This is a genomic window from Psychrobacter sp. UBA5136 (assembly GCF_002414005.1).
Lineage (GTDB): Bacteria > Pseudomonadota > Gammaproteobacteria > Pseudomonadales > Moraxellaceae > Psychrobacter.
The window spans coordinates 1-13263 of sequence record NZ_DHYG01000063.1; the positions used below are offsets into that span (position 1 = coordinate 1).

Annotated in this window: 11 protein-coding genes and 2 tRNA genes; 6 read left to right on the forward strand and 7 right to left on the reverse strand. The window is 44.1% G+C overall.

The genetic code is table 11. The features are described from left to right. The coding region (locus B4240_RS09740; protein ID WP_296238774.1) for an IS3 family transposase at positions 1 to 585 on the forward strand (585 nt) is incomplete at its 5' end. Positions 586 to 835: 250 nt separating this feature from the next. Here B4240_RS09740 and B4240_RS09745 read toward each other — a convergent pair. The 4 genes from B4240_RS09745 to msrB form a co-directional block, all read right to left on the reverse strand. After that, a tRNA-Asp gene (locus tag B4240_RS09745) sits at positions 836 to 912 on the reverse strand. A 50-nt stretch (positions 913 to 962) separates the two neighbouring features. After that, positions 963 to 1038, reverse strand: a tRNA-Val gene (locus B4240_RS09750). A gap of 159 nt (positions 1039 to 1197) precedes the next feature. After that, positions 1198 to 1683 carry a glutathione peroxidase gene (locus tag B4240_RS09755; protein ID WP_296238776.1) on the reverse strand — a complete coding sequence of 162 codons (486 nt, stop codon included), beginning with the start codon at positions 1681 to 1683 and terminating at the stop codon, positions 1198 to 1200. 126 nt (positions 1684 to 1809) lie between these two features. Then, positions 1810 to 2235 carry a peptide-methionine (R)-S-oxide reductase MsrB gene (msrB, locus tag B4240_RS09760; protein ID WP_200663254.1) on the reverse strand — a complete coding sequence of 142 codons (426 nt, stop codon included), beginning with the start codon at positions 2233 to 2235 and terminating at the stop codon, positions 1810 to 1812. 488 nt (positions 2236 to 2723) lie between these two features. On the opposite strand from msrB, the gene B4240_RS09765 reads away from it, so the two are divergent. After that, a complete protein-coding gene (locus tag B4240_RS09765) occupies positions 2724 to 4355 on the forward strand; it encodes an aminotransferase class I/II-fold pyridoxal phosphate-dependent enzyme (protein ID WP_296238778.1) in 1632 nt (543 codons plus the stop codon). A gap of 145 nt (positions 4356 to 4500) precedes the next feature. On the opposite strand, the gene B4240_RS09770 is transcribed toward B4240_RS09765, so the two are convergent. The 3 genes from B4240_RS09770 to B4240_RS09780 form a co-directional block, all read right to left on the reverse strand. Further along, the gene (locus tag B4240_RS09770) at positions 4501 to 6108 is read right to left on the reverse strand and encodes an inorganic phosphate transporter (protein WP_296238780.1); all 1608 of its coding nucleotides are present in this window, start codon (positions 6106 to 6108) and stop codon (positions 4501 to 4503) included. A 692-nt stretch (positions 6109 to 6800) separates the two neighbouring features. Next, the gene (locus B4240_RS09775) at positions 6801 to 8423 is read right to left on the reverse strand and encodes an ATPase (RefSeq protein ID WP_296238782.1); all 1623 of its coding nucleotides are present in this window, start codon (positions 8421 to 8423) and stop codon (positions 6801 to 6803) included. Positions 8424 to 8540: 117 nt separating this feature from the next. Further along, the gene (locus B4240_RS09780) at positions 8541 to 8705 is read right to left on the reverse strand and encodes a hypothetical protein (protein ID WP_296238784.1); all 165 of its coding nucleotides are present in this window, start codon (positions 8703 to 8705) and stop codon (positions 8541 to 8543) included. Here B4240_RS09780 and B4240_RS09785 point away from each other — a divergent pair. The 4 genes from B4240_RS09785 to B4240_RS09800 all read left to right on the forward strand — a co-directional run bounded on the left by B4240_RS09785 (position 8704) and on the right by B4240_RS09800 (position 13262). After that, positions 8704 to 9414, forward strand: coding sequence for an FFLEELY motif protein (locus B4240_RS09785; RefSeq protein ID WP_296238785.1), 711 nt, complete (start codon positions 8704 to 8706; stop codon positions 9412 to 9414). The two genes, B4240_RS09780 and B4240_RS09785, sit on opposite strands and share 2 nt — an antisense overlap. A 117-nt stretch (positions 9415 to 9531) precedes the next feature. After that, entirely contained in the window at positions 9532 to 10671 is a 1140-nt protein-coding gene (gene ubiE / locus B4240_RS09790; protein ID WP_296238787.1) for a bifunctional demethylmenaquinone methyltransferase/2-methoxy-6-polyprenyl-1,4-benzoquinol methylase UbiE, read from the forward strand. A gap of 145 nt (positions 10672 to 10816) precedes the next feature. Then, positions 10817 to 11512 (forward strand): ubiquinone biosynthesis accessory factor UbiJ, encoded by a 696-nt coding sequence (locus tag B4240_RS09795; RefSeq protein WP_296238790.1) that lies wholly within the window; start codon positions 10817 to 10819, stop codon positions 11510 to 11512. 91 nt (positions 11513 to 11603) lie between these two features. Next, positions 11604 to 13262 (forward strand): ABC1 kinase family protein, encoded by a 1659-nt coding sequence (locus tag B4240_RS09800; RefSeq protein WP_296238792.1) that lies wholly within the window; start codon positions 11604 to 11606, stop codon positions 13260 to 13262. Position 13263: the final 1 nt, after the last annotated feature.

Here is a 13263-nt window from a genome sequence, read left to right on the forward strand (position 1 = left end):
ACCACCAACAGCCGTGACGATCAAAAGGGCGCTGATGACTTGGTCAATTGTAACTTTAGCGCTCATCGTCCTAATCAGCTGTGGGTTGCAGATTTTACCTATATCAAGACGACAAGCGGTTGGGTTTATACCGCTTTTATCATTGATGTGTTTGCCCGCGCTATTGTGGGCTGGAAAGTCTCTAATCGCATGAATACTGATATGGTAATGGCGGCATTGAACCAAGCAATAGCAGATAGAAATAATCCCAAAGATGTGATTCATCACAGTGATCGAGGGGTTCAGTACTTATCCATTCGCTATACTGATAAGATGGCTGACAGCGGTGTTATTGCTTCTGTTGGTACAACAGGCGATTCATACGACAACGCATTGGCTGAAACAGTCAATGGACTCTATAAGTCTGAGGTGATTGAGTATCTAAAGGAGAGCTGGACTGGCGTTAATGATGTTGAACTGGCAACCCTTGAGTGGGTAGATTGGTTCAATAAAACACGACTGCATAGCACGATTGGATATGTGTCACCCTTTGAGTTTGAAAAGCGGTACTATGATAATTTAATCCTGTCAGGCATTGTTGCCTGACTCAAGTAAATCACTCTCCGATAAAGTCGGGGCGGTTCACCGATTTTCAAAAGATAGAGCTTATGCGCAAAAAATTATCATTCATGCATTGTTAAAGAGCAGACTATCTGATAAAGATGAATAGAGAGAAAGTATCCAGCCCTTATAAAGAAAGGGTTTAATAGGAAGATTAGACACAAAAAAACCTCAAGTAAACGAATACTTGAGGCAAAACTTGCTTAAACTCGAAAGTTTAAATTCGTTTTAAATATGGCGCAGCGGACGGGACTCGAACCCGCGACCCCCGGCGTGACAGGCCGGTATTCTAACCAACTGAACTACCGCTGCTTAGGTCGTTTTTAGCATTTCATCTTCTAAAAGACTCACTCGCTAATAAGTGGTGGGTGATGACGGATTCGAACCGCCGACATTCTGCGTGTAAGGCAGACGCTCTACCAACTGAGCTAATCACCCTTGCTGTGGGTGTGTATTATATACATTTACACATGGCTGTCAAACCCTATTTGCCGTTTTCTTGCGTATTTTTTCTTAATTTAGCCACAATTTATGCAAACCTATGTTTTTATTGGCTTTATATTTTCTTCAAAACCAATAATTTTTTTAGCTTATCGTTTATTTAGCTACTAGCGCGCGCTCGATGTCCGCTTTAAGGGCGTCAGGCTTGGTGGTTGGCGCATAACGGTCAATGACTTGCCCATCTGGTCCAATCAAAAACTTAGTAAAATTCCATTTAATACCGTCTGTCAGCAGTCCGCTCTTTTGGTTTTTTAGCCAAGCAAAAATTGGATGGGCATCCTTACCGTTGACATCAACTTTTGCCATCATCGGAAAGCTAACGCCATAATTCTTTTGGCAAAATGCCCCAATCTCATCATTAGTCCCCGGGTCTTGCGCGCCGAACTGATTACAAGGAAAGCCAATCACAACGAGTCCTTGCTCCTTATATTGTTGATACAGCGCCTCGAGCCCTTCAAACTGCGGCGTAAAGCCACATTTGCTGGCGGTATTGACGATTAATAATACTTTACCTTTATAATCGCTAAAGGCTTGCGAGGTGCCATCCATACGTTCAGCGGTAAAATCGTAAATAGTGCTCATATTCATCCTTAAATTGATTGTCTTGTTATTTTTATCATAAATTTACATGCTTATAAGAAAAAAGGAAGCACCATGTACTTCCTTTTATCAGCCTAACTTTAACTAAAATACTGACTATATTGATACTTACTCTTCAGCTTTATCCAAATCGATAGACACTGAGTTGATGCAGTAGCGCATACCTGTGGTCTCACGCGGTCCATCGGGGAATACATGGCCTAAATGCGCGCCACAATTGCTGCACGTCACTTCGGTACGGCGCATGCCAAGCGAGTTATCTTCGTGCTCATCGATAGCGCTATTATCGATACTTTGATCAAAGCTTGGCCAGCCACAACCTGCATCGAACTTGTTGTCCGACTCAAACAAACTTGCCCCGCAGCCTTTACAGCGATAGATACCTTTATCATTGACATCGTTATAGACACCGGTAAATGGGCGCTCAGTGCCCTTCTCACGCATCACATGGTACTCATCTGCAGTCAGGCGCTCTTTCCAATCCGCTTCGGTCAATTGGCTGATTTCTTCTTTGCTTAATTGATTGTCTTGCATTTTTTATCCTTATTAAATGATTGGTTATCTCATTTGCTGTATGCCATCTACTCACAAAATTTATCGTTCGTTTTTATAAAACGATAGGCTTTATCTGCTGCTTATCGGCTAACTATTCAAGGCAGTGCTTATAAAAGTAGTAAATCTACTAGCTTAAAGCCCAAGAATTTGAGACATGACATCAGAGATAGAAAAGTAAAATATAGCAAATTATGCCGCTAACCAAATGAGTAAAGTTGTAATTTTATTAAACGAGGACACTGTTCGCTTTATTTTATTAGTGAATTATTTAACGTAAAAATAGTTTTTAAACGGCAGAAAGGATTTCAAGCACTCAATCAACGATGATAATGCAAGTTATTCTTACAAATTAATATAGTTGTTAGATAAATATCATTATACTTATATCTTTACTTGCATTAAAAGACTATATGCAATAATATCTTGCATTATTACAAGATTATATTTAATAAAGGGTTTAAATAACAATGGCTGATAGCGAATTTCCACAAGCTCCTCAAAGCACGCAAGCCGAACGGCTGATACAGCTGCGCCGTGACAAAGGCATGACCGCCGAGCAATTGGCGCAAGCAATGACCGCAGCAGGCGCAAAGGTCAGTCGCGGTGCTATATCCAACTGGGAGCGCGGCACCAATGGTATTGTGTCATCGAAGCTGCCGACGCTCGCTCGCATCTTAGGCTGCAGCGAAGGTTACCTATTGCGCGGCGAGCTGGAACATGAAATGAATAACGGTACAGATTCAACCAAGAGCGTGTCTTCTAATAATAAAAATAAAACGCCCGCCAATCAAACACCAGAGATTACGGCAGCCTCAACCCCTACCCCCGTAACAAATTCACCAAACAACCCGATGAGTGGTCACTCTATGAATCCAATTAAAAAATCCGATAAATTACAAAACGTTTGCTACGACATTCGTGGCCCGCTTTTGCAGACAGCCAATAAAATGGAAGCTGAAGGTAAGCGCATTTTAAAGCTGAATATTGGTAACCCTGCGCCGTTTGGCCTAGAAGCGCCGCACGAGATTTTGCGCGATGTGGCGATGAATTTGCCAGAAGCGACGGGTTATTCAGACTCACAAGGGATTTTTGCAGCGCGTAAAGCGGTCTTGCAGTATTATCAGTCAAAGGGCTTACTCTCGGCTGTTGATGTGCGCGATGTGTATTTGGGCAACGGCGTCTCTGAGCTGATTGTGATGACCATGCAGGCCTTGATGAATGATGGCGATGAAGTCCTTGTGCCCATGCCCGACTACCCGCTGTGGACGGCAGCGGCCAACTTAGCAGGCGGTACAGCGGTGCATTATCGCTGTAATGAAGCCGACAATTGGCATCCTGATATTGAAGACATTAAAGCTAAAATTACCCCTAAAACCAAAGGCATCGTGGTTATTAACCCCAATAACCCAACGGGCGCACTGTATAGTGATGAGGTATTACTACAAATTACTGAGGTCGCAAAAGAGCATGATTTAATCATCATGGCTGATGAGATTTATGACCGTATTCTCTATGATGACATGGAGCATACGCCGATGAGCACCTTGACCGATGATGTGCTGGTACTGTCTTATAATGGTTTATCAAAGTCGCACCGAATCGCAGGTTTTCGAGCGGGCTGGATGATGGTTTCGGGTAAAAAAGACCATGCTGCCGACTTTATTGAAGGTTTAGACATGCTGGCATCTATGCGCCTATGTTCCAACGTTCAAGGTCAATATGCCATTCAAACGGCGATGGGCGGCTATCAAAGCATGAAGGATTTGACCTCTAAAACAGGACGTCTCTATAAGCAGCGCGAAATGGCGGTCACACGCTTAAACGCTATTAAAGGCATTTCTTGCACCATGCCACAAGGGGCGTTTTATTGCTTTCCAAAGATGGATCCTGAGGTTTATCCTATCAAAGATGACATGCAGTTTATGATGGATTTATTGATAGAAGAAAACGTCTTAATGGTCCAAGGCACCGGCTTTAACTGGGACGCACCTGACCACTTCCGTCTGGTATTTTTACCAAACTTGCATGATTTAGAAAATGCAATGGATCGCTTAGATCGCTTCTTTGCTAAAAAACGTAAGCAATTTGGTACCGATTAAGTTTTTCCAATTAAGATTTTCTTGGACATAAAAAAACGCTTATCGGCATCATGCTGATAAGCGTTTTTTGTTATAAAAGTAAACCGTAAGTTTTAGCGTTAACTTCTTAATTAAGAGCTATAAAGCTTTAATTTTACAAGTTGTTTTAGAAAATATTACTTAACACAACATAACTAATGGCCGACATCGAGGCGGCAGCAGGCAAGGTAATCACCCATGCTAGACCGATAGGCTTCATAAGCGCCCAGTTGGTATCTCGATTGACCATACCGATACCCAGTACCGCACCAACTAGCGTATGCGTGCTTGATACAGGTAGACCCATGGTAGAGGCGCCCATAACGACAGCAGCAGCAGCCAGTTCCGCTGAAAAGCCTGACGCAGGATGCATTTTTGCCAAATTGGTGCCAACGGTTTGGATAACTTCTTTACCGATAAACCAAAGACCGACGATAAGTGCGACGCCAAAGGTCAACATTACCGCAGGTGGTACCGCCGCTTCGGTCGCTATGCTATTGGTACGGATAACATCCATAATGGCGGCAAAGGGACCGACGGCGTTGGCGATATCGTTTGAGCCATGACTAAAAGCAAAGGCTGACGCGGTAAAGACCTGCATCCAGCTAAACATAATAAAGGTTGCTTTGGTCAAATCCTCTTTATGCTTACCGCGGATACTCTTGGTATAAATAAAGGTCGCAAGCCACACCAGCGCCGCTATCATGCCCATGATAAAAAAGCCTTGCAGCGTTGTCATGTTACTGTTGACATTCTTTAGGCCCTTAAAGACGACCAATGACGTCATGACCGCACCGCCAGCACCAGCGATGAGCGGTACCCACTGTTTAAGGGCTTTTAGGGTGTCAAGGCTACTACGTTCGTGCTCAATTTCATAAAGCTGTTTGTAATAATCGGTCTCTAAATCCTCAACATCGCAATCATCGTCTTTGTAGATTTCTTGATCACGCAGCATTGCTGATGTATACGCCAGTTGCTCTGACTCTGTCAGACTTTCCAAATACTCTTTGTGATTGTGCTTTAAGGTTTTTTTCTCGCCTTTTAGCGTTGCAATATGCGCCTCGGTTCTATCATTATATTCAATGATATTTTTCTTAATCTGTCCGTATAAAAAGTAAGAAAAAAAGCCACCTAGTAGCGGCGATATGACCCAAGAGATAGCAATTGTCCCAATCGTACCCCAATTCACGGCAGACAATGCCATGTCGGTACCACCTAAGGTGACACCTAGCACAATGGAGCTACCAACAACGCCGCCGATAATAGCATGCGTGGTCGAAACCGGCAGACCTTTTTTGGTGGCAAACAGCAACCAAAACGCCGCTGCGATGAGCGCTGAGAGCATCACATAAATAAACTGGTTGGGTGATACCGACAAGCCATCTAAATCAACAATGCCGCTGCGAATGGTATCGGTGACTTCACCGCCTGCCAGCACCGCGCCTGATACCTCAAATATCGCCGCGATACCTAGGGCTTGCGGCACCGTCAACGTCCCTGCCCCCACTGAGGTACCAAAGGAGTTGGCGACGTCGTTACCACCGATATTGAATGCCATAAAGACACCAAAAGCCGTCGCTACAATAAATAGCGCTGTCTGCTGATGCAACGTGTAATCTAGACCCCACCATAAAAAGTAAGCGGTCATCGCAATCAGTAAAATGGCAAAAAATAGATTGATTCTCATAGAACCGACGGCTTTGGTTGGTCCTCTAGAACTGCTGCTAATACCCATACGTTGATACGTCCTGCGTAAGCTGATTGAAATTATAGGTGATTGATAACATTGCGGCGCTATTGATGGTGTTGTTTTCACCACCCAACATTGTGATAGCGGGTACGCAACGTGTTTTTGAAATAACGGTTTGAAAATTGGCTTGAATGTCTTTCTTAAATTACTGTTTTAATCTACTGCTTTGAACTATTGCTTTAAAGAACTGATTTAAAAAACTGGTTTAATAACGGCCTTGCAATATATTATTAATATAGCGACCTGCTAGTTTGTATGGTTATTGCTTCCTCACGTAGCTTGCTCACAATAAATACAGCAGATAAAAACCATCACGCAAAATGTCATAAAGCCGCAAGTGATATTGCCAAATCGTCCGATTACAGCATCTTGCGGCTTAGTTTTTTCTAGTGATAACGTTGGTTGTGACAATTCTGTTGGTAATAACCAAAGCATTTTTATAAAAGATGCCCTAGCCGACTGCTCTGCTATTTTAGTAGCAAGCCGAATTATTACGCGCCTATTATATTAAATATAGACACATAATGCATGATGATATTGCAAGATTTGTAACCATACAGACACAGTGCCGGAAAGCCACAAACTTAGTGAAAAATTGTTGTTAAATTCTATAAATTTGCTGAGCAAAAATAATAGCAGTCATCAAGCTTGCATAAATTTTTCATCTATATTCGCGTTTAACTCTCAATGTTAGAAAGTGCTGTAGATAGCTGATCAATCGCATGGTCTAACACATCTAGGCGCGCTTGCCGCTTTTCATTGGTGGCGATGATGGCCCAAGGAGCGTCCTTGGTGTTGGTACGAGCCAGCATATCAGCGGCCGATTGCACATAATCTGACCACTTATCACGATTGCGCCAGTCATCGTCAGTCAATTTAAACTGTTTATGCGGCGTATCTTCACGCGCTTCAAAGCGCTCGAGCTGTTCTTTTTTATCAATAGCCAGCCAATATTTAATAACGATCGTCCCAGCTGCCACTAAATCTGCCTCAAAGCGATTGATTTCATCATAAGCGCGCTGCCATTTGTTATCAGTAGCCAAACCTTCAATGCGCTCAACCAATACGCGCCCGTACCACGTGCGGTCAAAGATGGCGATACGGCTGATACGATCGGTTTGCTCGTTCGGCAGTTTGGTCCAAAAGCGCCATAAATAAGGGTGCTGCAATTCATATAACATCGGCGCGCCAATATTATAAATCTGATACTCACGGGGGTCGAGCGGCGCCACCAGTCTTTTAATAGCGCCGCCTTTACCAGCGGCATCCATCCCTTCAAAGGCAAATACCACATGCCGACCTTGGCGCGCACGCAGCAACTCAGCAAGGCGGGCTTGCTTATCGGCAAGCGCTTTATGATATTTATCCTTATCTATCTCGCTATCGTCGATATTTATTAGGGTTTGAGGGATTTTTACTGGTTCAAACTTTGTCATCTTTTTTGACTTTTCACTTTCTGCTTTACTACTTGCTTCTTTACTACTTGCTAATGCGGTTTGCATCGCTTGCAAGACTTCATGACAAAAATGGGTAGCAGCCTGTGATTTATCAGCACCATCGATGATAATCCAATCATTTTGCTGGCGTAATAGCGCTGTTGCTACCTCATTAAAGGTCTCGACGACCTGTTTACTTTTCCAGTCAATTTGATACAGAAATTCTGGCTCAACCTCGTCGTCATTAAGCCGTGCCTGCAAGGTGTCAATATCGACACGAAACCAGCATTTCAAAAGCTTGGTTTGGTTGGCAGCAAGGTCTTGCTCAAAGGCTTGTAGTTTGGTGAGTTCTTTTTTTAAATAGTCTTGCCATTGGCCAATAGGCAAAGTTTTATTTTTCAGCTTCTTATTATGCTTATCCTCACTTTTTTTAACATCATTATCTTCATCTTCTTGGGTTGCCATCCTCATGACGTTATAAAGCAAATCAGCGTACCAATTGCCGAAATACACCATCACATCGCCGTGGCGCGGCAACGCTTTGGTGTGCACCTGCCAAATCGGCTGATATTCTAAAGGGCAATCTCCAATAGTTGCTTCAACCTTAAGTAAGCGCGGGTCAACCCACTGGCGCAGCTGCGTGACCGCTGTGCCCTTCCCTGCTTGCTCCATGCCATTGACCAGCACCAAGAGTCCCGTTGGTTTATTAGTGTTTTTCGGTGATTGTTGCCGCGTGGCGCGCAAGGCAAACTGCGCGGTCACCAATGCCAAGCGCAGGGCATCTTTGTCCATCGAAAATTGCTTACTAACGGCTTGTGCTTCTTGTGCTTCTTTGGTTTCAGTCGTATCCTCTTGTTTGCTCATGTCCATGCTCGCTTTATTATTAGATAATGTTTTATACAGGTCTTATTTATGGTTTTTATAAACTCTCTTCTTTATACAGCTAATCATAACATTGAGACAATTTGGTAAATAACCCTGCTATGTAACAGTTTGGCATTTGTATTCTGCTTTATTTTCTTTTAAGGTGAACAAAATCTTGCGAGCATGCTTTAATATGCCCAAGATCCCAGCCTGTAGTACCACTTGAACCTTTTTATCATCAAAATAATTGCCATTTTTACTTTTTATAGGATGACCTTCCATGTCTGCTTTAGCCAATTTACAACAGCACTTAAACCGTTTTTGGGCGCTGCCACATCATGAAAATGCTGCCTTAAATACTAAGCTTAAAGAAGTGCAAGCATGGCAACAAGCGCGTATCAAACGCACCCATAGCGCGCTGTTTGAACAACCAAAAAACCAGCCAATGGCAGAGTATTTTTTGACGCAGCTATACGGTGGTGACGAGTTTAAAGTATTGGCAGAGCAATTAGGCCGCATCCTTCCTAAAGCCAAAAAATTAGAGCGCCTTGCTAAAGAGGCTTCTTTAGAAGCGGGCAGCATGGGAATTCAGGCGTCGATTTTAGCCATTGAGTTGGATTTACATTTGGCCGAGTGGTTGGTGGCGCAAGACTTAGCGGTTAATGAAGAAAATATGCTCGCTGCTTACCGCGCGGTTGATGAGGCAAACGAGCGCCGCGTGCAAATTAACAATCTAAAAGAGGTCTGCTATCGCACCGATAAAGATTTGAACTCATTTATGCTCAAAAAAGCCTTTGGTCTCGCAAAAGGCGCGGCTTATCGCCATAATTTCCAGCCGCTTTACGACTTTATTGACTCAGGTTTTAAAGCGATGAAGCCGCTAAAAAGTGTGAGCAGCTTTATCGAACCGTTTTGTGAGCGTGAGCTTGAGATTATTGATGAGGTTCATAATACGGATAATGGCGGTAAGCCAGCAGCGTTTGGTGTATGATAGGGTCAATAATGCTCGTGGCTAACTGCGCGGCACAGTGTTTAAACCCTGCTCAAATAATGCTTAAATACGCCATCATGAAAACGAATACATAAAAACGAATAATAGGATAATCGTATGACTGATAACTCAAATAACAATGTCGACACCAATGCCGAAATCAATGCTACCTCTCATGGCCATCTACAAGATAAATTGGTCAAAGACAGTATTGCCAATAATCAAAATATCACCGACCAAGTAAAAGCCCGTCAAAGCTCTGGTTCTAGTGCATCACTTAATGCAAATGCCGCAGTCGATAGCAGCAATAATAATAACTTTACTCAAGTGCAAGACTTACCAACTGGAACGCCACAAGGTCAACAAACGACTATGCCAAACACGATAAACAACAACACCAACCCTACTTTAAATGACCGCGCAAGCACGACTTCTGCGCAGGCACAAACCACCAAACAAACGCTATTTAACCAGCGTGATGACATCAATAATCCGCATACGCCCGATACCGATGGCAATGAGCAAACCCATTTTGGTTATAAGACGGTCAATAAAGCGGAAAAACAAGCGCGTGTTGCCGATGTTTTCACCTCAGTTGCCAAAAAATACGACATTATGAATGACTTAATGTCATTTGGTATTCATCGCTTATGGAAGCGCTACGCGATTAGCTTATCAGGCGTGCGTTCGGGTCAACACGTCCTTGATATTGCAGGCGGTACGGGTGATTTGGCCAAAGTATTTAGCCGTGAAGTCGGTCGCAATGGTCATGTGGTGTTATCAGATATCAATGCGGCGATGTTAGAAGTTGGCCGCGAGCGCCTTATCAATGCTGGCTGTAACAACGTTGATTTTGTCTTAGCAAACGCTGAAACTTTAGCGCCCTTTGATGATGAAAGCTTTGATTTGGTGACCATCAGCTTCGGCCTGCGTAACGTCACAGACAAGGACGCTGCCCTAAAAGCTATGTACCGCGTGCTCAAGCCAGGCGGTCGATTACTGATTTTAGAATTTTCAAAACCTGTGTTTGAGCCATTATCAAAAGCTTATGATTTGTACTCATTTACGGCGTTGCCAATCATGGGTAAGCTGGTCGCTAACGATTCTGAAAGCTATCAATACTTGGCAGAATCGATTCGTATGCACCCTAACCAGCAGACGCTTAAACAAATGATGCAGCAAGCAGGTTTTGAAAATTGTGACTATCATAACTTGACGGCTGGTATCGTTGCGGTGCATCGCGGTTTTAAAGCTTAACTATAAAAAAGCTTAATTACAAAAAGCTTAGTTATAAAAGATATGACAATGGCGTCAAAAACGCTACTGCCTAATATTCGCAACTTCTAATCTGAGTAGAATTGGCGCTTTTTAACAGGCGCTTAACTAAATATATGAGAACCTTATGCTGACTGTCTTACTTTTGGCGGGTGCCGAAAAGCTGATTAATATCGCCATTGCCAGCGATGAGATTACCAAAGCTGGGCTAGCACCGCTTGCGGGCAAAGTGCTGCGTCTAAATATGTCCATGCCTGAGATTCATTTGGACGTGTTATTTACCGATGAGCGCTTACGTTTTGAGCCTGTCACTACTGAAAGCGTGTTTGAGCCAAGCGGCAATATGGATGAGCGCCAAAGAGCCAGTTTAAATAAAGCACGTATCGGTCACAGTCGCCCAGATTGTGTCGTGACCGTCGACAATCCAGCCCAGCTGCTTAACCTAATGCGCGGTACCGAAGGCAACTTGCCTATCGCTGGAGATTATAAGGTGTTGATGCAGTTAAAACAGTTAGTTGCAGGATTTGATCCTGATGTTGCTGGACAGCTTGAACCTTTTATTGGCAAACCGATGGCCAGTCAATTGCACCTGCTTATATCACAGTTAAAAAGCAGCTGGCGTCATAGCGCCAAACGCGCTTTTGATGACGTCAGCGACTGGGCCAACGACGTAGCAGGCAATAGTACTCCTGACCCGATGGACATGACTGAGGTGAGTGATCTAAAGCAGCAATTACTAAAACTGCGCGTGGATGTCGAGCGTGAAGAAGCGAGGCTTGCGGCGATCAAAGATGAGCAAGCACGTTTAACCAATCATAGATAATAATAAATAGCGGCTATGATTGCTTACAGGCTGACTGTAAACAGTCATAGACTTTGCCCTATTTTTGACTTTTTTAGAGTAACCATACCTCATGCTACTATCTCATCGCGCCCGTTTACTTGAACTTTGGCGTATCGCCGCCGCCTATCGTATTGATACCCATCTTTCTGTTGAAGAAGCACCGCAGCTACAACCTTTGGCGCGTTTAATTCGTCTGCATCCTGCAGCTTGGGGCAAAAAACACCAACCAAACGCCATCAAGTACGCGCTTGAAGATATGGGGACGCTGTTTTTAAAACTGGGACAACTGCTGTCAACGCGTCGCGACTTGGTGCCGCCTGAGATTATTGAGCAATTGGTGCAGCTGCAAGATAAAGTCAAACCTTTTGATTCGGACGTCGCCATTGCCCAAATCCAAGATGCCAAATACGGCCTTGGTCAATCTATCGACACCTTATTTGCTCGTTTTGATGTTAAGCCACTAGCAGCCGCATCCATCGCCCAAGTACACACCGCTGCCTTACACGATGGGCGTGAAGTGGTGGTAAAGGTGGCTCGTCCTAATATCCGCGCCACTATTGTGGCAGACTTTGAGCTGCTGCGTGAGCTTGCCAATTGGGCATCGGCGCGTATCGAAGCGGCGCGCGCCGTACGTATCATCGATATTGTCGAAGATTATCGCCAAGTCATGCTAAATGAATTGGATTTGACCTTAGAGGCCGACAATACGACGCAGATGCGCAATAACTTTTTGGGCTCAGCCCTCATGTATGTGCCTGAAGTTTATAACGCTGCCAAAAACGTCATGGTGATGGAGCGTATCCAAGGCGTCCCTATCTCGCAGGTTGAGGTGTTTGACAAGCTTGGTTATGACCGTGCAACATTGGCAGAAAAAGGCTTAACGATATTTTTTACCCAAGTATTTCGCGATAACTTTTTTCATGCCGATATGCATCCGGGGAATGTCTTCGTAGAGACGCCGCCAATTAAAACGCTCAGCGCGGATATGACAGCGGTTAACTTAGGTCATGAGCCGCGCTATATCGGGCTTGATTGCGCCATTATGGGCACCTTATCAAAGGACGATCAGCTTATTGTGGCGCGTATGCTGTTATCGGTAATGAATAACAACTTTACGGCGATGGTTGATATTGTCAGCCGTGCTGGTTGGATACCACCCAACACCGATAAGCACGCCTTGATGCGCGATATGAAACGCACGGTCGGGCCTATGCTGCAAAAATCCATCAATGATATTGATTTTGCTGGGGTGTTGATGCAAATTTTAGACATTGCGCGTCGTTATCATATGAGCATCCCGCCGCAATTGATGCTGCTGCTCAAAACCTTGGTGCATGTCGAAGGACTTGGCCGCGATTTATATCCTGAGCTTGATATCTGGTCGCTTGCTAAGCCTATTTTAAGCGGCTGGGTTAAAGAGCAGCTCGATCCGATGCGTAACTTGCAACACTTACGTCAGCAGTTGCCAGAGCTTTTATTATCAACGACTGATATTCCTAAGCTGCTAGACCAAGGTTTACAAAGCCTTGCCTCTCAAGGCTCGCGTCAAGACAGTCAGCTGCGAGAAATACAGCAAATCCGTGCTGATATGCTCAATGACCGTCGCCGTGATTGGCTAGCGCTGTCAGGCTTTGCCGTGTTTATTGCTATTGCCACGCAGGTTGGTTGGTTTGCGCCAATTTTTTATCTACTGGCTATTATCGTCGTTATTTGGCGTGTTTTGGCGTAAA